Source organism: Alkalicoccobacillus murimartini, assembly GCF_030813245.1.
Taxonomy (GTDB): domain Bacteria; phylum Bacillota; class Bacilli; order Bacillales; family Bacillaceae_D; genus Alkalicoccobacillus; species Alkalicoccobacillus murimartini.
In genome coordinates this window covers 873,515-898,471 of record NZ_JAUSUA010000002.1, presented here as the reverse complement: position 1 = coordinate 898,471, position 24,957 = coordinate 873,515, and the positions used below count along the sequence as shown (strand labels likewise).

Annotated in this window: 21 protein-coding genes and 1 pseudogene; 18 read left to right on the top strand and 4 right to left on the bottom strand. The window is 39.9% G+C overall.

The genetic code is table 11. The features are described 5' to 3' along the window. Both J2S05_RS10775 and rhaM read left to right on the top strand, forming a co-directional pair. A pseudogene (locus tag J2S05_RS10775) lies at nucleotides 1–474 on the top strand (copper amine oxidase); the annotation flags it as partial. Between the two features lie 345 nt (nucleotides 475–819). Beyond that, nucleotides 820–1,134, top strand: coding sequence for an L-rhamnose mutarotase (gene rhaM / locus J2S05_RS10770; protein WP_306982629.1), 315 nt, complete (start codon nucleotides 820–822; stop codon nucleotides 1,132–1,134). A gap of 210 nt (nucleotides 1,135–1,344) precedes the next feature. On the opposite strand, the gene J2S05_RS10765 is transcribed toward rhaM, so the two are convergent. After that, nucleotides 1,345–2,172 carry a MurR/RpiR family transcriptional regulator gene (locus J2S05_RS10765; protein ID WP_306982627.1) on the bottom strand — a complete coding sequence of 276 codons (828 nt, stop codon included), beginning with the start codon at nucleotides 2,170–2,172 and terminating at the stop codon, nucleotides 1,345–1,347. Between the two features lie 162 nt (nucleotides 2,173–2,334). Here J2S05_RS10765 and J2S05_RS10760 point away from each other — a divergent pair, with 162 nt between their 5' ends. From J2S05_RS10760 to J2S05_RS10740, 5 genes are read left to right on the top strand one after another with little or no spacing between them, the layout of a single operon-like run. Continuing rightward, nucleotides 2,335–3,108, top strand: a complete 774-nt coding sequence (locus J2S05_RS10760; RefSeq protein ID WP_306982626.1) for a PHP-associated domain-containing protein — start codon at nucleotides 2,335–2,337, stop codon at nucleotides 3,106–3,108. Nucleotides 3,109–3,122: 14 nt separating this feature from the next. After that, a complete protein-coding gene (locus J2S05_RS10755; protein ID WP_306982625.1) occupies nucleotides 3,123–4,304 on the top strand; it encodes an ABC transporter substrate-binding protein in 1,182 nt (393 codons plus the stop codon). Between the two features lie 17 nt (nucleotides 4,305–4,321). Next, nucleotides 4,322–6,127, top strand: a complete 1,806-nt coding sequence (locus J2S05_RS10750; RefSeq protein ID WP_306982624.1) for an ABC transporter permease — start codon at nucleotides 4,322–4,324, stop codon at nucleotides 6,125–6,127. Between the two features lie 3 nt (nucleotides 6,128–6,130). Next, nucleotides 6,131–7,270 carry an ABC transporter ATP-binding protein gene (locus J2S05_RS10745; protein ID WP_306982622.1) on the top strand — a complete coding sequence of 380 codons (1,140 nt, stop codon included), beginning with the start codon at nucleotides 6,131–6,133 and terminating at the stop codon, nucleotides 7,268–7,270. Next, entirely contained in the window at nucleotides 7,263–8,039 is a 777-nt protein-coding gene (locus J2S05_RS10740) for a Cof-type HAD-IIB family hydrolase (RefSeq protein WP_306982621.1), read from the top strand. The genes J2S05_RS10745 and J2S05_RS10740 overlap by 8 nt, the downstream gene beginning before the upstream one ends. Before the next feature lie 118 nt (nucleotides 8,040–8,157). On the opposite strand, the gene J2S05_RS10735 is transcribed toward J2S05_RS10740, so the two are convergent. Further along, complete coding sequence (locus J2S05_RS10735; RefSeq protein ID WP_306982619.1) at nucleotides 8,158–9,312, bottom strand: MFS transporter; 1,155 nt, start codon at nucleotides 9,310–9,312, stop codon at nucleotides 8,158–8,160. Between the two features lie 85 nt (nucleotides 9,313–9,397). Here J2S05_RS10735 and yeiL point away from each other — a divergent pair, with 85 nt between their 5' ends. Beyond that, on the top strand, nucleotides 9,398–10,063 hold the full coding sequence (gene yeiL, locus J2S05_RS10730) for a transcriptional regulator YeiL (protein ID WP_306982616.1): 666 nt from the start codon (nucleotides 9,398–9,400) through the stop codon (nucleotides 10,061–10,063). A gap of 531 nt (nucleotides 10,064–10,594) precedes the next feature. Here the strand turns inward: yeiL and J2S05_RS10725 are convergent. Next, on the bottom strand, nucleotides 10,595–11,311 hold the full coding sequence (locus J2S05_RS10725) for a 3-ketoacyl-ACP reductase (protein WP_306982614.1): 717 nt from the start codon (nucleotides 11,309–11,311) through the stop codon (nucleotides 10,595–10,597). Nucleotides 11,312–11,660: 349 nt separating this feature from the next. Here J2S05_RS10725 and J2S05_RS10720 point away from each other — a divergent pair, with 349 nt between their 5' ends. The 6 genes from J2S05_RS10720 (at nucleotide 11,661) to J2S05_RS10695 (ending at nucleotide 19,687) form a co-directional block, all read left to right on the top strand. Continuing rightward, nucleotides 11,661–13,187: a malate:quinone oxidoreductase gene (locus J2S05_RS10720; RefSeq protein WP_306982612.1), complete on the top strand. Its 1,527-nt coding sequence runs from the start codon at nucleotides 11,661–11,663 to the stop codon at nucleotides 13,185–13,187. 151 nt (nucleotides 13,188–13,338) lie between these two features. Continuing rightward, nucleotides 13,339–14,364: an extracellular solute-binding protein gene (locus J2S05_RS10715; RefSeq protein ID WP_306982610.1), complete on the top strand. Its 1,026-nt coding sequence runs from the start codon at nucleotides 13,339–13,341 to the stop codon at nucleotides 14,362–14,364. A gap of 75 nt (nucleotides 14,365–14,439) precedes the next feature. Continuing rightward, a complete protein-coding gene (locus tag J2S05_RS10710) occupies nucleotides 14,440–15,534 on the top strand; it encodes an ABC transporter ATP-binding protein (RefSeq protein WP_306982608.1) in 1,095 nt (364 codons plus the stop codon). A 1-nt stretch (nucleotide 15,535) separates the two neighbouring features. After that, on the top strand, nucleotides 15,536–17,191 hold the full coding sequence (locus J2S05_RS10705) for an ABC transporter permease (RefSeq protein ID WP_306982606.1): 1,656 nt from the start codon (nucleotides 15,536–15,538) through the stop codon (nucleotides 17,189–17,191). Nucleotides 17,192–17,259: 68 nt separating this feature from the next. Beyond that, nucleotides 17,260–18,921 carry a sensor histidine kinase gene (locus J2S05_RS10700; protein WP_306982605.1) on the top strand — a complete coding sequence of 554 codons (1,662 nt, stop codon included), beginning with the start codon at nucleotides 17,260–17,262 and terminating at the stop codon, nucleotides 18,919–18,921. 7 nt (nucleotides 18,922–18,928) lie between these two features. Beyond that, entirely contained in the window at nucleotides 18,929–19,687 is a 759-nt protein-coding gene (locus J2S05_RS10695) for a response regulator transcription factor (RefSeq protein WP_306982603.1), read from the top strand. A 54-nt stretch (nucleotides 19,688–19,741) separates the two neighbouring features. Here J2S05_RS10695 and J2S05_RS10690 read toward each other — a convergent pair whose 3' ends face one another. Next, entirely contained in the window at nucleotides 19,742–20,164 is a 423-nt protein-coding gene (locus J2S05_RS10690) for an organic hydroperoxide resistance protein (protein ID WP_306982601.1), read from the bottom strand. A 165-nt stretch (nucleotides 20,165–20,329) separates the two neighbouring features. Between J2S05_RS10690 and J2S05_RS10685 the strand changes: the two genes are divergently transcribed. The 4 genes from J2S05_RS10685 (at nucleotide 20,330) to J2S05_RS10670 (ending at nucleotide 24,949) form a co-directional block, all read left to right on the top strand. Continuing rightward, nucleotides 20,330–20,761 (top strand): MarR family winged helix-turn-helix transcriptional regulator, encoded by a 432-nt coding sequence (locus J2S05_RS10685; RefSeq protein ID WP_306982599.1) that lies wholly within the window; start codon nucleotides 20,330–20,332, stop codon nucleotides 20,759–20,761. A 335-nt stretch (nucleotides 20,762–21,096) separates the two neighbouring features. Beyond that, a complete protein-coding gene (locus tag J2S05_RS10680) occupies nucleotides 21,097–22,026 on the top strand; it encodes an aldo/keto reductase (protein WP_370873628.1) in 930 nt (309 codons plus the stop codon). A 179-nt stretch (nucleotides 22,027–22,205) separates the two neighbouring features. Next, complete coding sequence (locus J2S05_RS10675) at nucleotides 22,206–24,059, top strand: BglG family transcription antiterminator (protein ID WP_306982598.1); 1,854 nt, start codon at nucleotides 22,206–22,208, stop codon at nucleotides 24,057–24,059. A gap of 20 nt (nucleotides 24,060–24,079) precedes the next feature. Continuing rightward, nucleotides 24,080–24,949, top strand: coding sequence for a ketose-bisphosphate aldolase (locus J2S05_RS10670; RefSeq protein ID WP_306982596.1), 870 nt, complete (start codon nucleotides 24,080–24,082; stop codon nucleotides 24,947–24,949). Nucleotides 24,950–24,957: the final 8 nt, after the last annotated feature.

Genomic DNA, 24,957 nt, shown 5'->3' with positions numbered 1-24,957 from the left:
CAAGATCATATTAATGCACAAAGTGATCTAGCGATTGCGACACTTGAAGGCGATCAAGAAGCACGTGATCTAGCCATTGAACACTTGAAAATGTTCTCACAAGACTTTGGTGCATTCCTAGCAACAGCAACAGAAGGGAATCTTCCTGAAGAAGCTGCACAAGAAGCAGTTTGGATGCATGAAGAGCAAGTAATTAAGACGTTTGACCTGTATGTAGAAGAGAACTATGAGGAAAGTGTCAAAACATACCGTGAAGGCTATGCATTCATGTTTGGAATTGGTGAAACATTAGGTGGAGCTATCGTGACACAAATGCCTGACCAATTTGGTGACGGGTCTATGCCAGAAGAAATGCCTCAAACAGGATTTGGTGGCGCAAGTAACGATTCTTCCATGATGGTTTGGTTAAGCGGATTGGCAGCAGCTGCACTGGCTGGACTGTTTGTATTCCGTCGTAAAACAAGCCAAGAATAATAAAGTATAACGTAAAGAAGACCTCGAATGTCCGAGGTCTTCTTTTGGGTTGTAGAAACAATAATTAAGACACTGTTATGGTAGGAAATGGTTTTTTGTTCGTTAGACAAACAAGAGCCTTTTTTAGATCTCTTTTTGTTCCATGATTTCGAGGATCTTAGGTATTGGTACTCATATTCTTTCTATAATAGGCTCTTAATTTAATTAAGCCGTGCAAATAAGGTTAGTTTTTAATTCTAATAGCGTCATAGTCATTTTCTTTGAAAGCGGTTACTATGGAAGGGTAGCTGTTTAGTAAGGAATGATATATGATGTAGCGTTCATTTAAAAAAGGAGGGTTTTATTTTGGTACGTAAAACAAGTGTGATGAAAGTATATAAGGATCAGTACGCAGAGTACAAGAGACGACACGATGAGTTATGGCCTGAGATGGAAACGATGTTAAAAGACCATGGTGTTAGTGAATATTCTATTTTTCTATTAGAGGAAACAGGTCAATTGTTTGCCTATTTACATGTAGAGGATGAAGAGGTGTATAAACAAGTATCAGACACGGATATCTGCCGAAAGTGGTGGGCTTATATGGAACCACTGATGGAGACGAATGAAGATAACAGTCCCGTATCAACGGATTTGGAAGAAGTGTTTTATTTAAAGTAACGGCGATGAAATTGACGATGCCCAAGCCTATTTGTACCAGCGATGATTACCGGAATGACTTTCAGGCAGCAGGTGTGATTATGATTGCTTTTCTTGTCACGGTAACGAAACACGTGGTCGTTCACTTGAAGCCATTTAAGAAGAGCGTTACGGGGAAAGTGCTTAGTTTTCTCCAAAAAGGAGTATGGATGAATTTCCATGCTCCTTTTGTTATTGCTTTGGAAGCTTACTCGCGTATTGCTTTCTTATATCCTGTAATTGTTTTAATTTGGTAATCGCAGAAGCCCCTTTTCCTCTTCCCACCTCAAGAATCAAGGCCTCGACAATCGCAAGCGTTGAAACTAGCGAATGAAATTCATTATTCTCTCCTCTTTCCGAATAGAGAATCGCTGCTGCTTTGTCTCTCATGGGTGAAATGAGTCGATCAGTAATCAGGATAACCGGTATGCTTTGTTTTTGACAGAGATCAAATATGACCTGGAGCTCGGGTGAGTAATTCATAAAACCAAATACCACGACTACATCAGATGATTGAAAGTGAATGAGGTTTTCAAAGATTTCATGCCCACTTGGAGCGATACGATTTACCTTGCAGTCAAAACGACTTAAACGAAATGCAACAAGATCCACCATGAACTGAGCCGCTCCATTTCCATAGACGTGAATACAGTTTGCATCTATTAACATCTGTGAGCTGTATCTAAAATCTTCTTCAGATAATCTCGTTAATGTTGTTTCAAGATTATGGATATGCGCATTTAGCATCGGGAGAAAGGGGTGTTGGCCGTATTTATTAAAAGTCGTCTCAGTCTTTGTAACAGGGGTTGCTGTTTGTTGCGAGTGAAGACTTTTTTTAAAGGTTTTGAAATTTTTATAACCGATCGCACCCCAAAACCTGGAGACAGTGGCGCTACTAACCATACACGCATCCGCAATGTCCTTTTCTGTCATAAAAGCAATGTTGTCCATATTCTTTGTTATAAAGTTTGCAAGACTTTGTTGGTTTTTGGTAAGGGTGAAGGCTTCAAATGCAATCATACGTGATCCTCCTATCACTTGGCTGATAGATTTAGTATACAGATAAAAATGTATAAAAACATTCATTTTTGATAGATGTTTGTTTTTTTACATTCTCTTTATATTACCTTAACACTTCACAGGCATGCTAATGGTGTAGAAGAAACACACAGGAGGCCATTGATGAGAATTGATTTTCATACACACGGAAAATGGACAAAAAAGACGGAATTCTCTCTTTCATACTTTAATGAACTAATTGCGAATGCAAGAGAAGCAGGACTTCATGCAACAGCATTAACAGAGCATTTTAATACACAGAATTTTTATGATGTATTCGATATCTTGGATGAACACTTTTCTTATGTGGGGGACCATTATGATGTAAATGGTTTTAAAGTCTTTTCTGGAATGGAAATTGATGTGAAGGATCGGGGGCATATTCTTTTTATTGGGCCTCGCACCTCTATTCGTGAGATTCGTGCACAGCTTGAGCCACACACAGAGGATGGAAACTTTATTAGGCTAGCTGAGTTACTTAAAATATCGGAAGGTCATCCACTCTTAAAAATTGGTGCCCATCCCTTGAGAGAAGGTACGCCTCTCACAAGTCACCCAACCGAACATTTAGGTCAGCTAGATGCGTTCGACTTAAATGGGCGTGACCTTTTCAGAAAAGGGGTCGAGCAGGCACAAACGGAAGTATATGCGTTTGTGGAAGCATTAAACAAGCCGGTCGTTTGTGGAAGTGATACACACCTTCCAATCCAATATGGAGCTGTTTATAACGACATTCATATCTCATGTGATACAGCACTAGAATTAAAAGCAGCTATTGAGAAAAATGCTTATACCAAAGGGATATCCCCAGTTTTACAAACAAAGGTAGGCGCGGCAGAAGTGATGAAAGAAGTTTGGAAACAACAAAAAAACAAGGACTCTATCTTGAGTGTCTAAAGGAGAATGTACACATGAAAAAAGATCAGTTTAAGTGGGCATCAGCTGGACTAGCTCTTTCATCTTTACTTGTTGTCTCCGCTTGTGGCAACGATTCGTCGAATAATGCTAGTGCAGAGGAAGCAACAACATGGCTTGAGCAAGCAAACCTTGAGGCGAATGAATCCCCAGAGGAATTGTACGAGCTAGCAAAAGAGGAAGGGAAAGTGGTTGTATATTCGCAATCAAGCAGGATAAAAGATGTAAAAGCAAGCTTTGAAAAGGAATATCCAGGGATTCAAGTGGATGCGTTTGATTTGGGAACAATTGAAATTGTAGAGAAGGTAGCCCGTGAACAAGAGGCTGGTTTGAATACAGCAGACGTTGTTTTCGTGAAAGATGGTGGAGGTGTGGTTTCGGGTGAATTACTAAGTGAAGGAATGCTTCACAAATATGCGCCAGATGATTTGGTTGCGAGTCTAGATGATTCCTTCCTTGATGAACCAGGCCTGCCATTCTACTTTTCTACTCGCGCTATTTTTGTGAATAACGAGGTATATGATGACTCAACGATTACCAACTGGTGGGATCTAACAGACGAAGAGTGGAAGAGCAAAATTGTTATGGATGATCCGTTGCTTTCGTCAGACACTCTAGATTTGTTCACAACGATTGTTCAAAATGCGGATGATATGGAAGAGGCCTATAAGCAGAAATTTGGAGAGGAAATAGAGTTAGATGGTACAGATAATGCAGGTTATGAATTTATTAAACAACTACTAGCAAATGATCCCGTCTTTGTGAGTTCTGGTGATGATGTTGTGGAAGCAGTAGGAACACCTGGTCAAGAGAAGCCACCTGTTGGCATTACGACATCAAGTAAGTCACGCCATATTGAGGAACAAGGTTATATGGCTGAATTCCTATACGATGTAGAGCCGAAAATGTCGGTAGCGGGAACCTCGTATTTGTATATGGCGAACAACGCTGAGCATACAGCCGCCGCTAAATTACTCATACGTTGGATGGCAGGAGAAGCTGATGGACAAGGAGAGGGATTTAGACCTTATAACGTTCCGGGATCTTGGTCAACTCGTACCGATGTGTCTGTAGATGGGCAGCGTTCAAGCGATGAGCTTACTCTTTGGCCATATGATGGTGAGTTTCTATATGACAATAGCAATGATGTTAGGAATTTTATATTAGGTAACCAGTAGTAGAGAGGAGCAAACAGGTGAGGAGTATCTCGCGCTATCATTCACGATCACGAGTCGTCAATAAACTGATTCGCATCTTAACAAATCCGATTCATCTGATATCGGCATTGGCTCTACTTTTTCTAACCTATATGGTCGCATTTCCTATTGGACAAATTCTCATAGAAAGTTTTCAGGAAGATGCACGAAGTGGGGGAGCGGCTGGTAGCTTCACAGTTGCTAACTGGATGAATGTTTTTGCAGGTAGTATTAGTGAGCCACTGTTCTATAAGCCTCTTCTGCATTCCTTATCTATTGGACTAAGTGTCTCTGTTCTTTCCTTCTTACTTGGAGGAGGGCTCGCTTGGCTTGTAATGCGCACAGATTTTCGTTATAAGAAGTCAGTCACTATGCTTGCTCTCCTGCCTTATATGCTACCTTCTTGGGTTATGGCATTTGCTTGGATGTCTGTATTCAAGAACGACCGCATTGGTGGGGGACAAGGCTTATTTTACTCGGTGTTTCAAGTTAGTCCGCCAGATTGGCTGGCGTATGGGTTTGTACCTATTGTGTTAACCATGACGTTAAATTATTTCACCTTTTTCTTCTTATTGCTGTCAGTGGCACTTGGTGCAGTGAATGCGAGCTTAGAGGAGTCAGCGCGGATACTAGGTGCAAGCAGCGCTAGAACGATTCGAAAGATTACCTTACCGTTGATCATACCAGCCATTTCATCTGCCTTTATATTGACCTTTTCTAAAGCATTAGGATCCTTTAGTGTTCCTGCATTTTTAGGCTTACCAACTAAATACTACACAATCGCAACGATGCTTCACTCAAGTATTCAAAATCGAATGATATCTGAAGCATACGTCCTATGTATCGTTTTACTAATGGTTTGTGCTCTCTTAATCTTCTTTAACCAAAAGGCGATTGGCAAACGCAGAAGCTTTGCCACGATTACAGGGAAGGATTCGCGTAAGCATCTGTATCCCTTAAAGAAATGGCATCGTCCCATTACCTGGTCTGTCTTAGGTGGGATGGGGGCTGTATCTGCTGTACCTCTGATCATCTTAACTTTACAGTCCTTTATGATGACAAATAGTCAATTCTCCCTTGATCAATTCACACTTCATTTTTGGTTAGGCGACTCAAATCCAGCCATTGCTTCAGGCGAAGTAGGTGTGCTGAAAAACGATGCGTTATTCTCTGCGATCGGGAACTCATTGAAGATTGCTTTTACTGCGGCGAGTATTGCAGCAATTATGGGACTAGTATTTGGTTACATTGTATCCAAACGACGTAATCGATTAGATGGTCGAGCCATTGAACAGTTAAGCTATTTGCCTTATCTAATTCCGGGGATCGCTTTCTCGGCTATCTATCTATCAATGTTTGCGACGCCAAGCTGGTTTATGCCGAGCTTATACGGCACGATTACCCTTATCATTCTAATATGCGTTGTGAATGAGCTTCCGATTGCCACTCGTTCTGGTGCAAGTACGATGCACCAAATAGGTGGAGAGCTAGAAGAAGCTGCGTATGTGCAAGGAGCTAATTGGGGCAGACGCTTCACGCGAATCATGCTTCCCTTAAGCAAAAAAACACTCTTTACCATCTTCTTGCTTCTCTTCATAAGTGTCATTAAGGAATTAGATTTGATTATTTTATTAATTACGCCTGAGAACGGTACGCTACCAACACTCATGTTTAAGTATGCGGAGTCGGGGTTCCAACAATATGCGAATGCGTTGATGCTTATTATTGTGGGAATCATTTTAATCACCTATTTTATCGCTAGTAAATTAGGAAAAATTGATTTTACAAAAGGAATTGGAGGGTAAGAGATGTCTCTTATAAAGCTTGAGGGAATTAATAAATATTTTGACAAACACCATGTTTTAAAGGATATTAGCCTCGAGATTGAAGAAGGGGATTTCATGACATTTCTTGGTCCCTCTGGGTGCGGGAAAACCACAACTCTCCGTATATTAGCAGGGCTTGAGCATCAAGAAGAGGGCTTAATTGTCATTAGTGACAAATTGGTCGCAGATGGTCAAGCTCAATTCTTTGCTCCTCCAGCTGAACGTCATTTAAACCTCGTCTTTCAGAATTATGCCCTATGGCCTCACATGACGGTGTTTGAAAATGTATCATTTGGTCTTGAAGGGCGAAAGCGGAATAAAAAAGAAATACGAGAAAGAGTAGAAAGCTCTCTTGAGAAGCTACAGATTTTAGCGTATAAAGATCGGTACCCATCCGAATTGTCTGGAGGACAGCAGCAACGAGTGGCCATTGCTAGGGCTATCGTGACAGAGCCAAAGATTCTGTTATTAGATGAACCGTTGTCTAACTTGGATGCAAAGTTGCGTGTTGAGATGCGGGCTGAGCTTAAACGATTACACCATGAGTTACGCACTACGATGATCTATGTAACGCATGACCAAGTTGAAGCTATGACGATGTCTACAAAAATCGCCGTCTTCTCTGAAGGACGAATCTTACAGGTGGATAAGCCGATTCAACTCTATCAATATCCTGCTCATTTAACGGTTGCTGAGTTTGTGGGCAATCCGGCAAATAATTTTCTAGATGCTACATGTAGAGAAAGCAGCAAAACTACGTTTCACATACACTCTGCTCTTGGAGAAATGGTTATGAGTACGGATTGGATAGAACGCATTGAGAAAGATGTGGTATTAACTGTGAGACCAGAGGACCTCTTGATTTCACGTACGCCTCAAAAAGGCTCTGTTTCAGGTACAGTAAGAGCCGTCCTACCTGCAGGACCCGAAACCACTATTCATATCCAATGTGGAGAGACCATCCTTCTCGCAAAAGAAATGGGTGTAGGCACGTATTTGCCAGATAGTACTGTCTATATAAAAGCCAATCTAGAAGGAATTAACTTATACGATCGCACGTCTGGTCTTCGTCTAAATAAAATACCAGAACAAAAAGCACAGGATTTGAATGTGTATGTATAAGCAACTACTTGTATCAGACCTAGACGGTACTCTTCTTAATGAGCACCATCAGATCAGCGTAGAGAATAAGAAAGCTATTCAAGCGTTTACTGAAAAGGGAGGTTTGTTTACGATTGCTACGGGGCGTATGCTTAGTGCTGCGCTTCCTTATATTCAAGAGCTGGATCTTAAGGTACCCGTCATTTTAGGAAACGGTACTCAAATCTACTGTCCAAAACAACAGCGCCTGCTTCAATCTCACACGATTACTAGTCATCGAAATAAAATAGATCAGATCTGGAACACCCATTCAGATCGAGGCGTAGTTCTTGCCTATATTAATGATCAGATTTATACACCAAACCGAAATGGACTCATCTCTACTTATGAAGACAAAGAAAACGTTACGTGTATCGTGAGTGATACAGTTCCCTTGCAGATGAACAAACTACTTGTTATTGGTGAGCAAATACACGATGCGGTTCAAATGGTGGGTGAACTCCTCAAAGTATGTATTCAATCTGATACAACCTATCTAGAGCTCCTCCCTTTTGGTGTGTCCAAAGGAAGTGCCTTACAAGAATTACGAAGACTGCTGGGCCATGATATCCAAAGGATTATCTCTGTAGGGGATCAGCTTAACGATCTGTCTCTATTTGAGGCTTCTGACTGTGGATATGCAGTAGAAAATGCACATACAGATCTAAAGAGGGTGGCTTCTTATATTACTAAGCATCATCGCGATCACGCAATTGCCGCGGTTATCAGTGAGGACACCGCCCTTATATGAAGAAGCTAAAATCGTCTATCTTGCTCATAGGCGCTTTTTTTTGTGATCACGCGCTGCTTGCGAAGGGAAGATGGGGGGAGGATCCACCTTCTCTATCATGTGTTCTTAGAAGAATGATTCAACATAGCTTTTCCACTCTTCGATATCTCATTGCCAACACCAATGCTGGCACAGTACATACGATCATTCCTAGAAATGCATAGCCAGGCTTAATGTCATACAGATACCCACCAAATAAGGTGAAGACTGCCGTGCTCCAGCTAAGTGCTAATGCAGAATAAAGTCCCTGCACTTTTGGAATTTGTGCTGGCGGAATGTTCTGGATCAGGTACTTCATAAAGGCATAATGAGCCATAGCAAATGAACAGGCGTGTAAGACCTGTGCAATCGAAAAGACGATGACACTTGGAAAGGCAAACACAAGAATCCAACGAAGGGTCGAACCGAATGCTGCAATGGCCAGTAAGGAACCAATAGAGAACCTCTTGAATTTTCGATCAGCCGTTGTGAAGAAAAGAATTTCGGCTAGAACGGCGATATTAATGATGAGACCAATGAGATAGTCGGGTGCTTGAATCTCCTGTAAATAAAGGTAACCATAATTGTAATAAGAAGCGTGTGCGGCTTGCAATAAAATCACGATTAAGAGGACAAGCCAAAAATGTTTCATATGAAACATTTTCAGTAAACCGCCCGTTGCTATTGGTGTTTCGGTTGGTTTCTGTGATAAAACGGCAGGAGCTGGTCGGAATGCAAGGTATACTAAAGACACAACTCCAAGTAATAATGCGTAATAAATGACGTCTTCTCCATATAGAGCTATGAAGAGAGAGAGGACGATTCCAACTAAGACAAATCCGATTGATCCCCATTGGCGGCTCTTACCGTAATGCTCTAATTGTTTATGCTGAACCAGCCTACTAGCAGCTGTATCTAAGATTGGCATTAAGGGTGGATAGAAAAAGTGAAAGAAGATCGTAACCAATAATAAAAGACTAAATGATTGCGCTGGAATATAGCATAGGACAGCGATTAAGGTTCCAATGCCAGCTCCTCGTAAAATGATTTTGTTACTGAACTTTCCTGATAGATAAGGAAAGGCAAAGAGAGTGGAGAGACCTCTAGCGACCAAACCCATACTCATAATAAAACTGGCGTCTGTCACGGATAATTCCTTTGAATAGACTAACCAGCCTGTCCAATAAGGTAGAAAAATTCCCCATGTTAAAAAGAAGCTGAAAAACTGTGTGCTCATCCAACGGTGCGTATTCATGCTGTATCCTCCATCCATATGATAAGCATGATATCATGGGTATCGGATAGAATAATAGGAGATATCTCACATTTCGAGGTGGATAATGGACATTTATACAGGTGACAAAAAGGAACAGTTTCTTAAGATGCATTCAATTTCGGACCATTTTTCATTTCAAGTCGAACGATACATGGAGATCCATGAATATCAGCGAAATGAATGGATTATTCGAGAGGGAACGAAACCAGATTATCTTTTTTATGTGGTGGAGGGGAAAGCAAAGATCTATATGACGCATCAAAATGGCAAGGTTTCGTTAATCAATTTTATCAAGCCATGTGACTACATTGGTGAGATGGAGCTTATACATGAAAGCTATTATTCAAAAGGCATTCAAGTTGTAGCGAAAACCATTTGTTTTGCTATACCATTTCGAGAATGCCGAACCAAATTACTGGAGGATGTGATCTTCCTTCGTGAACTCACATCGTTTTTAAGTATAAAAGCAACATTTATGGCGACAAAATCATCACAGAGTCAGGCCTATCCACTTGAAAATCGGTTAGCTCACTTTATTCTCGAGTTATCAGATCAAGGCATCTATCAGGAGAAGCACGTGACAGTTTGTGACTATTTAGGCGTCTCGTATCGACATTTGTTGTATGTGTTAAATCAATTTTGTGAAAAAGGTTATGTAGAGAAGGAAAAAAGATACTATCGAACGAGAAACGAGGAAGCGTTACGTCATTTGGCAGGAGTATTGAAGTAATCACATTCTAACTAAGAGAAATAGATCAAGATGATAGTAAGAGTTCTATATAATCATGTGACCTATAGGGATAAAAAGACGTTTAGAGGGTCTAGCAAGAAGGATTACTTAAATACTAAGACAGATGGAGATTTGTTAAGAGCGAGCGGTCGTTATCAAGAGAAAATCATTTTTGATCAAGATGAAAGAGATTTTAATAAGAGCGGAAGAGTGTTACCAAGATCTACGCTCTATTCACCAAGAGGAAGGCCGATTTACCAAGCTCATATAGGCGGAGGAACCCAAGTCGCACGAACACAATGGGTAAAAATGAATATTTTTATGATCAGAATAGGATCATGAGGTCTAACCAAGAAGAACCACTTCAAAACCAAAAGGAATCAAAATCTATCAAGAGCCAAAGCACCAAACCCAGAACCATGCTCATCTCACCAAGAGAAAACTCAACTTTACCAAGCAACATTGCACCAGCAAAACACCAAAAAAACAACGAACATCCTAAGATGCTCGTTGATTCCTACTATCATACTCTTATGGATTATTAGACCATAATCCAGCATTCTTCAACACAACACGAGGATGAAGTTTAAGTTGGGCAACCATTAACTCGGCTAAATCTTCTGCCTGCATTACTTTTTCAGGGTTACCATCCGTCAGGTTAAGCTCAACCGCCATATCTGTTGCTACTGTACTTGGCGTGAGTGTCGTAACACGGATATTTTTCTTACGCACTTCCATCATTAATGACTCACTAAGTCCAATGACCGCTGCTTTTGAAGCTGTATAGGCACTTGTAATCGGCGCGCCTTTTTGACCAGCTGTTGAGGAGATATTGATGATATCACCTTTGTTACGCTCGATCATCTCCGGTAATACTGCACGGGTAGTGTAGTAAACACCTTTAACGTTCACATCAATAATATTTGTCCATTCTTCAGGTGTTAAGTCCATGAAGCCACCGAACTTCGATATTCCAGCATTGTTGACAAGAATATCAATTGGTCCAAGCTCTCCACGGATGGTTTCAACGGCTGCTGTGATGGAATCTAAATCCTCTATGCTTGCAGCAGCAATCGCTACGTTTACATCATATTTCTTTAACTCTTCTGCAGCTTTTTGCAGGTTTTCTAGCGTACGTCCGACAAGTCCAACGTGAATACCCTCTTTGGCAAAGGCTTCTGCTGTTGCTCGGCCAATTCCGCGCCCAGCTCCTGTGATTAACGCTACTTTTCCTGTGATTGTTTGCATACTTCCACTCCTTTTGATGAGGTCGTTTAAGTTTAACGGAATTAGGAGGAGGATGCTATAGATTGAACCTGAGAGGAGAAGATAAAGGGTTGCATGGAGCGATTGCCGCGTATATTATATATAGAAGAAACTGAATAGATAAGAAACGAATGACGATAATTAAAGTAGATACATATAGTAAAAAACCGGGCGCCCTGCAGATGGGATATGGTAGCTTGCTCATTTTCCAACTTTTACTTGTGTAAAAAATCGAGTGATATTTTAAATTTGTTTCTTTAGTGCTACAATGGAAACAGGAAACAAATTCAAAATTTTTCTTCGAATCTTAACGTATAAGGACTGAAAATATATGACGAACACACAACATAGTACGGACGTTATATTGATTGGTGCTGGTGTTATGAGCTCAACTTTGGGCGTAATTTTGAAAGAATTAGCACCGGACTGGAACATGACGGTTTTTGAAAAGTTATCAAATGCAGGTGAAGAAAGCTCCAATGAATGGAATAACGCTGGTACGGGTCATGCAGCACTGTGTGAATTAAATTACACGTCTGAAAAGCCAGATGGTTCAATGGATATTAGTAAAGCGATAAATATTAATGAACAGTTTCAAGTGTCTATGCAATTCTGGTCTTATCTTGTTAGCCAAAAGTTAATTGAGGCGCCACAAGAGTTTATTAGAGCATTACCTCATATGAGTATGGTTCAAGGGCAAAAAAATGTAGATTTTTTAAAGAAACGTTTTAAAGCGCTTTCAGACAACCCTCTGTTTAAAGGCATGGAATACTCAGAAGATCGCGATATGTTAATGGAATGGATCCCTCTAATGATGAAGGATCGTCCGGTAGAAGATCGTGTGGCTGCAACCAAAATTGATACTGGAACAGATGTGAATTTTGGTGCGTTAACTCACAAAATGTTTGACCACCTAGAGGGACTTGGTGTTGATATGCATTATAACCACAGTGTCTCTGATATCAAACGCACGAATGATGGTTTGTGGGAAGTAAAGGTACGTAATCTTGAAAGCGGTACAACCGAAAGTCATAGAGCGAAGTTTGTTTTTATTGGAGGCGGAGGTGGAAGTATACATCTTCTTCAGAAGTCGGGTATTCCTGAGGGCAAACAAATTGGCGGATTCCCGGTTAGTGGTATTTTTATGGCCTGTAATAATCCAGCTGTGGTTGAGCAGCACCATGCGAAAGTCTATGGCAAGGCTAAAGTGGGAGCGCCACCAATGTCTGTACCACATCTGGATACACGTTTTATTGAAAATCAAAAGATGCTATTGTTTGGACCGTTTGCTGGTTTTTCACCAAAATTCTTAAAGCATGGATCAGTGTTGGATCTATTTACGTCTGTAAAAGCGAATAACTTATTGACCATGCTTGCAGCTGGCGCTAAAAATATGTCACTGACGAAATATTTAATCCAGCAGGTCATGTTATCTAAAGAACAGCGTATGAACGAACTGCGTGAATTCATTCCAAACGCTAAATCCGAGGATTGGGACTTAGTAGTGGCTGGTCAACGTGTGCAAGTAATCAAGGATACAGTAGCAGGAGGCAAAGGTACTCTTCAGTTTGGTACCGAGGTCATTAGTGCAGAGGATGGTTCCATCGCTGCCTTGCTTGGTGCTTCTCCAGGTGCCTCTACAGCTGTGCATGTCATGCTCGATGTCATAAAGCGATGCTTTCCAGATCGTATGCAGGAGTGGGATGCAAAAATCAAAGAAATGGTTCCTTCCTATGGCCAGTATTTAATGGACAACCAAGAGCTGCTTGATCATGTTCATGCGACGACAGCAGAGGTGTTGAAATTAGATAATGGCAATCAATTTGGTGGAAAAGATTTTCTGAAGAAGCAAGCGTAAAAAGTGATAAGTATGTAGGACTGCCCCTTTTGAGAGGAGCAGTCTTTTTTTCATTCCCATCAAATATCAGATACATTTTATCAATTTTAGGATTCCGGCTTCCGGGTCTCTGCTATACGATAGAGCTAGCTAGTAAAGAGGAGGGGTTATTATGAAAGCGCTTAAATTAGTTGTATTAACAGCTGGAGCTGCTGCGTTGATGGCTGGTTGTGGGGATTCAAGTTCAGGTTCTGGTGAAGGAGAGCTTGTTATCTATACGACTCGGAGTGAGAACTTGAATGAAGCTGTGATTCCAAGCTTTGAGAAAGAAACGGGTATTAAAGTTCAAACAATCTCGGCAGGTACAGGTGAGGTTGTAACCCGTGTGGAGTCGGAGCGTAATAATCCCCAGGGAGATATTCTCTGGGCAGCGGACGTAACGATGCTGCATGATAAGACGGATTTGTTTGAGGAGTATGTTTCTCCTGAGGATGAGTTTATGATGGAGGGCTTTAAGAATACAACAGGCTTTTTCTCTCCAGCTTTTTCGGATCCGACGGTGTTTATTGTAAATACAGATCTTGCAGGAGATATTCAAATTGATAACTTTCAGGATCTATTAAATCCGGAGTTAAAGGGGCGCATTGCCTTTGGTGATCCGGTTAATTCAAGCTCAGCCTTCCAATCACTCGTTGCGATGCTTTATGCAGCGGGAGACGGCGATCCGATGGCTGATGAAGCATGGGAGTATGTTGAAGAATTCCTTGCTAACCTGGATGGGAAAGTACAGGGGAGCTCTGGACAAGTGCACCGTGGTGTAGCGGATGGAGAGTATGTGGTTGGTCTAACGTGGGAAGACCCAGTTATTCATTACATGCAGAGTGGAGCCGCGGTTGATGTGGTATTCCCAACGGAGGGTGTGGTGTATCCTGGACAGTCCGTTCAAATTATCAAAGGTACTGACAATCTTGAAGGAGCACAGAAGTTTATAGATTATGTGCTTTCAGAGGAAGTACAAAGCCGCACGGGTATGGAGCTGACAGTCCGTCCATTGCGTGAGGGTGTAGAGGTAGCTGATTATATGACTCCACAGGATGAGATCTCATTATTTGATGAATATGATGAGGATTATATTATCGAGAACACGGATGATATAACAGCTCGTTATGTGGATGTGCTTGAACGATCTATGAATTAATTAGACAGCTAGATATGCAGAGTACGAAGGTAGCTCTGCATATCTATTTTTTTAGAAACGAAAGGAGAGAGAACAATGAGTGTAGCCATTCACATTGATAAAGTAGTAAAAAAATATGAGGATCAGACCGTAATAAACGGGCTGTCATTAGACATTAAACCAGGGGAGCTATTTACCTTACTTGGACCTTCGGGCTGTGGAAAGACAACATTGCTACGAATGATTATTGGGTTTAATTCAATAGAAGGAGGAGCCATTAAAGTAGATGACCAAGTGATTAATACTATCCCTGTTAACAAACGAAAGATGGGCATGGTGTTTCAAAACTATGCGATCTTCCCTCATATGACAGTAGCGGAGAATATCGCTTTTGGTCTGAAGGCACAAAATGCTGATAAGAAAAATATGCAGAGTCGTATTAACGAGATGATGAAGGTCGTACGTATTGAGGATCATCATGCGAAAAAGCCTGATAAGCTTTCCGGGGGCCAACAGCAGCGAGTAGCGTTGGCGCGGGCATTAGTCATTAATCCAAAGGTGTTGTTAATGGATGAGCCGTTATCAAATTTGGATGCGAAGCTTCGTGTAGAGATGCGTAATGCTATTAAGGAGATTCAGCAGGAAGTAGGCATTACTACTGTCTATGTCACACATGATCAAGAAGAAGCGCTGGCTATTTCTGATCGGATTGCGGTCATGAATAAAGGAATAATTCAACAGATCGGTAAACCAGAAAACATCTATCTTCGACCAAATAATTTATTTGTCGCTCAGTTTATCGGAACGTCCAATGTTGTAAAAGGAATAGTTGAAAAGCATCAGGATGGAAACTATGTTGTCTTTAATGATGGCTACCGTGAGAAATTAAATAATCTTGTTGATACGGTAAAAGTAGGACAGCAAGTACTGGCTTCCGTTAGACCACAGGAATTTGTTGTTACAACAGATACAAATGCAATCGCTGGAGTAGTAGATAAGACAATGTTTTTAGGGATTAATACGCATTATTTCATCACATTAACATCAGGAGAGAAGGTAGAAGTGGTCCAGAATATCGAGGATCATGCCATTATTCCTGAAGGGACAGCTGTTCATTTGAAAGTAAAGCCGAAGTTGATTAATGTGTTTGATGCAGCGAGTGAGATGACACTGATTAAGGCAGGTGAGTAATATGCTGCGCAAAAGCCTTAATGGTTGGAACCTTATTACCTTATTTATCATGCTATTCTTTGCTTTATTTATCTTATTTCCAGTCATTCTTGTACTGAATAAAAGTGTGTATGATTCAGGGTCAGGGACATTTACACTTGAGCATTTTGCTCATTTCTTTGAACGTAAATTCTATTGGGTTACCTTATGGAACAGTATAAAAGTTACCATCGTTAGTACGCTTCTAGCTGTTTTAATAGGGTTACCACTTGCGTATATTTTACGAAGAGTAAAGATCTTTGGAAGCAAAACCATTCAAATTCTCGTCATTGTTTCCTATATTTCGCCTCCATTTATTGGGGCGTATGCGTGGATTCAATTACTAGGCCGAGGTGGTGTCGTTACTAAATTTTTAAACAACACCTTTGATATGAACTACGATGGAATCTATGGATTTGCAGGGATCGTGCTTGTTCTGACATTGCAGTCATTCCCTTTAATCTTTATTTATATCTCAGGAGCGCTTAAGAATTTAGATAATTCATTGATTGAAGCTGCGGAAAGTCTTGGGTATTCTGGGATTCAGCGTGTCATGAAAATCGTGGTACCGTTAATTACACCAACGATATTAGCTAGTTCGCTACTGGTATTTATGCGTGTGATTGCAGATTTTGGTACACCAATGCTTATTGGTGAAGGGTATCGAACAATCCCTGTTTTAATATATACTCAATTTATGAGTGAGGTTGGTGGAGATGCAGGATTTGCCGCTGCTATTGCCGCTATCTTCATTATTGTGACCATTGCTCTGTTTCTTGTGCAACGAATCATCTCACGTCAGTATGCGTATTCAATGTCAGCTCTTAAACCAATGGAAGTGAAAAGAAGCTATGGCATCAAAAATGTTTTGAGTCATGGGGCTGTTTATATCATTGCCTTATTATCTATCTTGCCTCAACTAGTCGTCGTCTACACTTCTTTCTTGGAGACAACAGGCGGCCAGGTTTATACAGGTAGATTCTCTCTGCAAAACTATGAGACCATATTGTTTAACAGGGATCTTTCTATGATCCTCAACACTTATAAGCTAGGGTTATTTGCAATCGCTATCATTGTGGTGCTCGGTATCTTTATCGCGTATCTGACGGTTCGTAAGCGAAACGTAATAACGTCTATGCTAGATACGATATCGATGCTACCGTTTGTTATTCCAGGATCTGTTCTTGGGATCGCGCTTGTATTTGCCTTTAATGATGCACCTTTTTTCTTAACAGGTACAGCGTTGATTATGGTACTGGCCTTTGTTATTCGCCGGATGCCGTATACGATTCGCTCAAGTACGGCCATTGTGAGTCAGATCAGCCCTAGTATGGAGGAAGCGGCTATTAGCCTGGGTGCATCAGAAAAACGAACATTCTTTAAAGTTATTGTACCGATGATGATGCCGGGTGTGTTAGCTGGAGCCATTATGAGTTGGATTACTATTCTGGGTGAGCTTAGTGCATCGATTATCTTGTATTCTAGCAACACGCAAACATTGGCTGTATCAATCTATTCAGAGGTTATTCGTGGGAACTTTGGTAATGCCTCGGCCTACTCAGCGATCTTAACTGTCACATCGATTTTATCGCTGTTATTATTCTTTAAGCTATCAGGTAAAAAAGAAATGAATTTGTAAAAAGTGATTGGGCTGCCTTTCTATCAAGGTAGCCCTATTTTTAAACAGGTATAGTGGAGTTGGCATATATGGAACGCAGAAAAATCAAAGATGATATCAAACGCTCTTTTATAAAATACGCAGTTGTCATTATAGCTATTATTCTCTTTGTGTATTTGATTTCTTTATATCTGATTTTTAATGTATCTATCGTAAAGCCAAATCAAAAAATAAATGAGCAGGTTGCTGCTGAGATTGAAGCAGGATTTGAAGAATATAGAGCTGGCTTGTCTTCATTAATTAAAGATGAAGCCATCACGTCATTTTTATCTGGAGCTGGTGAAGGAAACGTAACAAACCGTATCCTCTATGATTTCAGGAATGCACAACAGATGAATGCCGACTTTGTCCTGCTAAATGAAGAGGAAGAAATCATAGCTACTAGTTATTACGATGGAATTGAGCAGGAGCTGAGTCAAAGTATTTTTATGAATGAGTTGGTTAACAAAGCAAATAAAAACGGCATGATAGAAGAGCGATTAAACAAGCGAATCATGGATGTGAACCATGAAGCGTCCTATGTATTTACAGCTGCCATACCGGGTAGTGATGGCACGATTGGGTATCTAATGTTTTTTCTTGAGAATCAGCTACCATCAACCAATAATCAGCTATTATTTGTCACGGATCCATTTGATAACGTTATCTTTTATAGCCATTCCTTTGCTTTAACTACGCTTGGCAAGTTAGAGCTTGAAAAAGGGCACTTTATACAAGCGGATACTGATTATTTTTTTAAGACACGCACAACCATTTCTGAAAATGACATTCAAGTTATTACACTAACATCAATTTATTCGTATCGTTTACTTTTATTCTATGGGCTTCTAACAATGGTTGTAAGCAGCTTGGTGATGATCCTTGTCGTATGGATTGTCACACCAAAAATATTAAAAAAATCACTGCAGCCTTTTGATGCACTCGTTACAATGATTTCTACTAAAAATCATAATCAACATTTTCAAAAGGAACATATCTTTGATGAAGTGCAGACTATATATGAAGAATACACGAGTAAAATAAATGAAATTCAATTTCTGGTTGATCAGAATCAAGAAATTATGGAGAAAAGAAAATTAAGTGAGATGAAGCATCTTGAAGCAAAATTTAATCCGCATTTTCTTTTTAATGTGCTCGAAATGATTAAGTATGAGACATTGGCTGATCCTGAAAATGCTTCTGATATGATCGTCAAAACAGCAAAGCTCATGCGATATAATACGAACTTTGGAGATACGACAGTACCATTGGAGAAGGATTTGAGCTATCTTGAAGATTACTTTTCCCTTCAGAAGATGAGGTATGGTAAAAGGCTGAACTACTCTATACAAATAGAGCCTTACTTATACGAGGCGCACATACCAAAGCTGATGATTCAACCTTTAATCGAGAATGCAATCAAGCATAATATAAATGAAACACATGGTTTACTAGTCGAACTAACAATAGAGGTGCTTGGTGAGACACTTATGCTTATCCGGGTGAAAGATAACGGGCTAGGTATGAAGCCAGAAACTCTAGCATTGGTACAGGCGATTCTAGCCGGAGACATGAAGGAAACTGAGCATACAGGCATGAAAAATACGCATCAGCTAATCCAGCTTTTGTATGGCACGGAATATGGGCTTGATATAGAGACAACATTAGGAGAAGGAACTGTCATTTCATTGCAAATTCCATATAAGGGGTGAAGCGATAATGTTAAAGGTCGTACTAGTCGAAGATGAGCCTATGATTCTTAAAGGACTGCTTTATCGCATGGATTGGCTTAGCAGTGGTTGCGTAGTTGTTGGAACGGCAGAAAACGGAGTAGAGGGCTGCCAAATCATTGCTGAGACACAGCCTGATATTGTGATTACAGATATTCGTATGCCTTTTAAAGACGGTTTGCAGATGTTAAAGGAAACGAAGCCTTCCCAGCAGTATGAAGCCATTATTTTATCAGGTTATGGTGAATTCACCTATGCTCAACAAGCCATAGGCCTAGGTGTTCGGGATTACCTGTTGAAGCCAATTGATTTGAAAGAGCTTGCTGAATCGTTACAACAATTGACGAAAGACATTCAGGAGAAAAAGCAGCACGAACAATCAAAAGTCATGAGCGGCTTGCTACCATTTACTCTTGATTCTGAGGCGGAATCAACATATGCAGGAGAAGCCGTACGCTACATTAAAGGCTACTATGACCAGAAGATTACCCTTGCTATGCTTAGTGAGGAAATTGGTCTTTCCACTGTCAGTATTAATACAAAGCTTAAAGAAACAACCGGCTATAGCTTCAACGAATTTCTCACTAGATATAGAATTACAAAAGCACTTGATAAGCTTCAAAACGAAAAAATGCTCGTGTATGAGGTTGCCGAAACGACTGGATTTAGTGATTATAAATATTTCAGCCATGTTTTCAAGAAATATATTGGCATGTCTCCTAAGCAATTTTTAAAGGAGTCTATGTAAAAAGGATTAGAGGCAGGGGTGCCTCTAATCCTTTTTTATCCTAGATTAATCAACTTAAAACAAGGATGTTTTTAGTTCTACATCAATGTTCCCTTTAGTTGCTTTTGAGTATGGGCAGAATGAATGTGCCTGCTCGACTAACTCTTCTGCTTCCTCAAGTGAAACACCGTTAACTACAACGGAAAGAACAACGGCAAGTTTGAAACCGCCATCTGAATCTTTTCCGATTGATACTTCAGATGTGACCTTAGATTCGATTCTTTTCTTAGACTGTCTGGCAACGGCATTCAGTGCGCTATCGAAGCATGCAGAGTAGCCTGCAGCAAATAGTTGCTCTGGGTTTGTTGATCCTTCTTTTTCTTGTCCGCCTAATGACTTAGGCATGGATAGTGTGAGATCAAGCGTACCGTCACTACTTTTTACCTTCCCTTGACGTCCACCATCTGCTGTTGCTTTTGCTGTATATAAAGCTTCCATAATAAAAACCTCCTGAAATTAAGTTGTGCAAAACTGAATAGCTTACAATCATATTAATGCGTATATTTTAATTAGTCAACAATTATATTGTGCAAAATTAAATTTTGTCATTATTGAACTGGATTGTGTATGATAGATAGTAATAGATAGGGAAAGGGGATCAACGTGGATAACGAGATACTTAAGCTTGAAAATCAAATCTGTTTTAAGATGTACACTGCAGAACGCGAAATAATGAAGATGTATCGTACGTTATTAGAGGAATTGGATGTAACGTATTCACAATATCTAGTGTTACTAGTTCTATGGGAAAAAAATGCAATCACAGTGAAAGAATTAGGAGAAAAGCTGTCGCTTGATTCAGGAACCTTAACACCAATGCTAAAACGAATGGAAAGTCACGGTCTTTTAAAAAGAAAGCGGTCGGTGGAGGATGAACGAAGTGTCATTATTAGACTAACAGCTGAGGGAGAAGCATTAAAACAAAAGGCAGAATGTATTCCATCACAATTAGTAGAAAATTTATCATTAGAATTTGAAGACTACAAAAAACTGGATGAATTACTTACGACGTTCCTTAAGCATGTAAAAAAATAATGGCTCATGACCATAGAGATGATATATAAGACGAACAACACTGACAGCTATAGCTAAAATGTACTCATTCGTCAGTAACTCTAACTATTAAAATGAACTAAAACCAGCGTAAGACATACACGTAGACTCCCATGGGAGTAATGGCCAGGGTGAGACTTCGCAGTGCGGAAGCACAAGGAGGCTCACCAGCCGCCCATGGAAAGCGAAGTGTATGACTGGAGCGGTAGTATTACTGCTAAAATAGATCTGTGTCTACCCCCTTAAAAGTATACAGGTTCCCTACAATTTAGTAAGCTATTCATAAGATAGATACGATTTATAGGAGGGTATGTACATTGAAGAAATTTAATATAAAAGGAACGGATCTTAACGTATCCAACATCGTCATGGGTAACATGCGTATTAACAATCTTTCATTAAAGGAAACAGAAGCATTGATTCATACAGCACAGGAGTCAGGCATTAACTTTTTTGATCATGCAGATATTTATGGTGGAGGCAGCTGTGAAGAACAATTTTCGAAAGCGCTTTCTATGGATAAGAGCATAAGAGAAAAGATGATTCTGCAGAGTAAATGTGGAATCAGAAGAGGGGCAACAGGTTATTATGACTTTTCTAAAGACCATATCCTTTCGTCTGTTGATGATATCTTAAAAAGATTACAAACCGATTATTTAGACATTTTGTTGCTGCATCGTCCAGATCCGTTAATGGAACCAGATGAAGTAGCGGAAGCGTTTGATCAGCTGCATACGTCTGGGAAGGTACGTCATTTTGGTGTCTCAAATCATAACCCGATGCAAATGGAGCTGTTACAAAAGAGCGTGAATCAAAAGCTTGTAGTGAACCAAGTGCAATTTAGCCTTGCCCACACGCCTCTAATTGACTCAGGTGTGTCCTTGAATATGAACACTGAAAACGCAGTAAATAGAGATAGCAGCATACTTGAATACTCTCGATTACACGACATCACTTTGCAAGCATGGTCACCGTTTCAAACCGGATTCTTTGATGGTGTATTTGTAGGGGATACAAAAAGATTCCCTGAACTAAATGAAGTACTGGATCGTCTTGCAGTGAAGTATGATGTTACTGCAACCACTATTGCAGTGGCTTGGATTACTCGCCATCCAGCGAATATTCAAGTGGTACTCGGCACAACGAACGCAGGGCGCTTGCAGGAGTCTGCAGCAGGTTCAGACATTCCACTAACAAGAGAGGAATGGTATGAGCTCTATGTAGCAGCGGGGAATATGATTCCATAAATCCAATAGAGAATAAGAAAACAAACCGGTATCCGGTTTGTTTTTTTTGTTCTGTAAGCCGCTGACAGTGCTTTTGTAACTGAAATGGTGTATTTTTTCCTAGACGTAGGAAAATCTACTGATATAGCGCTTTCAATAGAGGTGTTTTATTGTGAAGTTATAGAAAGGTTGTGGTTAGTTTGCATGAAAAACGTAAACAATTAATTGACTTTCTATTGAAGCAAAACCAAGGCTATGTATCGGCTGCAACGTTAGCAGATATGTTAAACGTTACAGATCGAACCATTCGTAATTATATAAAAGATATTAACGAGAATTTCAGTGATATCGTAATCGTTTCATCTCCCCAGGGATATGCAATGGTGAGTGACGATAGCCAAGGAAACCAAGAGGAGGTTGATCTAACCAATAAAGAACCTGAAGAGGCCATTCTTGAGTTTGAAATCATCCAATTTTTAATGAATAGGGATGACTACACTACCTATGAAGAGCTAGCAGAGTCATTTTATTACTCACCACAAACGATTCGAAGCCGTATTCAAAAGCTTACGATAAATATCCATTCACTAGGGATTGATGTATCCATTGATACTAGGGTGTTTAAGGGTATCAAGCTAGTTGGAACAGAAATGCAGAAAAGAATTTTACTTGAGAGCTTCTTCTCCTCAATTCATGTGAAGAAAGAAAATTACAAGGATTTTGTTGTTCAGTATTTTCAATCATGGCTTAAATCAGAGACAATTGAAAGCGTTTTTAGAGTAGTAGATGAGATGAATATAAAGTATCAGTTAAATATTGAATTTACCATCTATAAGAAGCTAACTGTGCAATTGCTTATTATCATTCATCAAATTAATGAAAAACGCCTCGTTGTCATTGGTGATAAAGAACTTGTGAAGTTAACAGAGTTTAAAGAATATGATGTGGCTCTAGCGTTTCAAACTCAGATGAGCGAATACATTACGTTTTCTGAAGACGAAGTAGTATTTCTAGTCAATTATTTGATGTCATTACAGCTTGATTTAGAGGATGTTGAGATAGCTAATCGGAATTCAGAGATTGTCGAAAAAATTGAATCAATCTTACGTAAAGTAGAGCAGATCTATCATGTGCCAACTTACTCAGAGCAGAGGTATAGACATAACATACTCAATCACATCTATCGGATTATCTACCCAGCTTCACATAATTTGCTGATTTATAATCCGTTTGTGAAGGAAACAAAGGCAGAATACTTCTTCTCATTTAGCGTCGCTTCAAATTTGGCATTACAAATCGAAAAGGAATTTGACGTAGAAATTCAAGATAGTGAAATTGCTTATCTTGCCTATCATATTCAGGTCATCATCCAGTCGAAGGACAAAAAGAAACGGAAGGCGATCATTCTCTACACTAGAGGCTACGAACGTACCGAGCTTCTTGCTTCAAAGATTGCCACGTACTTTGATGAATTGGAGATAAGCAGAATTGAGAAGTATTCGTCAGACCATTCGTTTGAAGATGGCTGCTTGTATATTGGTATTGATCTTGCCCATGCACCGCAAAATCAAACAAATTTTGTAGCTGTGCAAAGTAGCTTTAAGAGCGCAGATATTAAAAGAATAAGATTCTTCCTTGAGGCTCAGAATATGATTATTGAGCAGGCGAGTATCTACTGGATGGATGAAAGCAGTCCTGCTGAAGCGATTCACCACCTGTTGTCGGAAAGTAATCAAGAAGAATTTTATGATCCTATTATGAAAAGAGAAACGATGTCCTATACCTCTATAGGAAATCTAGTCGCCATTCCTCATCCATACTTTGAAATGAAGGAGTATAAGGAACGCGTCATCATTGGTATTAATGAACATGCGATTCAATGGGGGACGGAAAAAGTACAGCTCATTATCATTTACATCCCATCATCAGATGTTGAACGAAATGAATATGTATTTACAGAGTTTTTCCAAAAAACAAAGAGTATTGAGCATGTGAGATCACTTGTTCATACAAGTAGTGAAGAAGAGTTCTTAAAAATTTGGAATCAGATCTAAACAAACGAGGAGAGATAATTATGTTAATGAATATGAAGGATCTTTTAGCGGTAGCGTACAAGCATCAGTTTGCAGTGGGGTCATTTAACGTAGCAAACAGTGAATTTGTGAGGGTTATTATTGAATCTGCTGAAGAAAAAAATGCACCAGCTATCATTCAAATCCACCCAAATGAAGTAGAACTACTAGGTGATGATTTTATAACTTATGTTCGTGAAAGCTGCCGAAATGCAAAGGTACCAATGGTTATCCATCTTGACCACGGTGGTTCTGTGGAAGATGTCATGAGAGCGATTCGAAACGGATTTACGTCAGTTATGATCGATGCTTCTCACGCATCATTTGAAGATAACATTGCCATCTCTAAAGAAGTCGTGAAGCTTGCACATAGCGTTAATGTTTCTGTTGAAGCTGAACTCGGAACAATTGGTTCAAACGAAGGAAGCTCTGAAGGTGGAGCGGATGTCATCTTATATACAGATGTAGATGATGCAAAAACATTTGTTGAACAAACTGGAATTGACACATTGGCTATTGCAATTGGGACGTCCCATGGTCAATACAAACACGATAGACAGCCAGAATTGAAGCTCGATCTGCTTGCTGAAATCAATAAAAATGTAGATATCCCTCTTGTTCTTCATGGTGGTAGTGACAACAAAGATGAGGAAATTTCACAAACTTACCTTCATGGTGTATCAAAGATTAACCTATCAACAGATATGAAAAATGCTTTCTTCAAAGAGATGCGTCGTTTCCTAATCGAAAACGATACAGCGTATGAGCCAGATATGATCATGCCAAGTGCGCGTAAAGCTGCGCAAGAAGTAGTGAAGAAAAAGATGGATCTGTTTAATTCAACGAATCAAGCGCATCACTATTTCAGTTAATAATTTCA

Bases quoted from the DNA above. Each gene is read 5' to 3' on its own strand.
- J2S05_RS10690 (WP_306982601.1), bottom strand. From the start codon at position 20,164: ATGGAAGCTTTATATACAGCAAAAGCAACAGCAGATGGTGGACGTCAA.
- J2S05_RS10705 (WP_306982606.1), top strand. From the start codon at position 15,536: ATGCTGCGCAAAAGCCTTAATGGTTGGAACCTTATTACCTTATTTATC.
- J2S05_RS10755 (WP_306982625.1), top strand. From the start codon at position 3,123: ATGAAAAAAGATCAGTTTAAGTGGGCATCAGCTGGACTAGCTCTTTCA.
- J2S05_RS10735 (WP_306982619.1), bottom strand. From the start codon at position 9,312: ATGAATACGCACCGTTGGATGAGCACACAGTTTTTCAGCTTCTTTTTA.
- yeiL (WP_306982616.1), top strand. From the start codon at position 9,398: ATGGACATTTATACAGGTGACAAAAAGGAACAGTTTCTTAAGATGCAT.
- J2S05_RS10670 (WP_306982596.1), top strand. From the start codon at position 24,080: ATGTTAATGAATATGAAGGATCTTTTAGCGGTAGCGTACAAGCATCAG.
- J2S05_RS10700 (WP_306982605.1), top strand. From the start codon at position 17,260: ATGGAACGCAGAAAAATCAAAGATGATATCAAACGCTCTTTTATAAAA.
- J2S05_RS10720 (WP_306982612.1), top strand. From the start codon at position 11,661: ATGACGAACACACAACATAGTACGGACGTTATATTGATTGGTGCTGGT.
- J2S05_RS10765 (WP_306982627.1), bottom strand. From the start codon at position 2,172: ATGATTGCATTTGAAGCCTTCACCCTTACCAAAAACCAACAAAGTCTT.
- J2S05_RS10725 (WP_306982614.1), bottom strand. From the start codon at position 11,311: ATGCAAACAATCACAGGAAAAGTAGCGTTAATCACAGGAGCTGGGCGC.
- J2S05_RS10760 (WP_306982626.1), top strand. From the start codon at position 2,335: ATGAGAATTGATTTTCATACACACGGAAAATGGACAAAAAAGACGGAA.
- J2S05_RS10715 (WP_306982610.1), top strand. From the start codon at position 13,339: ATGAAAGCGCTTAAATTAGTTGTATTAACAGCTGGAGCTGCTGCGTTG.
- J2S05_RS10695 (WP_306982603.1), top strand. From the start codon at position 18,929: ATGTTAAAGGTCGTACTAGTCGAAGATGAGCCTATGATTCTTAAAGGA.
- J2S05_RS10710 (WP_306982608.1), top strand. From the start codon at position 14,440: ATGAGTGTAGCCATTCACATTGATAAAGTAGTAAAAAAATATGAGGAT.
- J2S05_RS10740 (WP_306982621.1), top strand. From the start codon at position 7,263: ATGTATAAGCAACTACTTGTATCAGACCTAGACGGTACTCTTCTTAAT.
- J2S05_RS10745 (WP_306982622.1), top strand. From the start codon at position 6,131: ATGTCTCTTATAAAGCTTGAGGGAATTAATAAATATTTTGACAAACAC.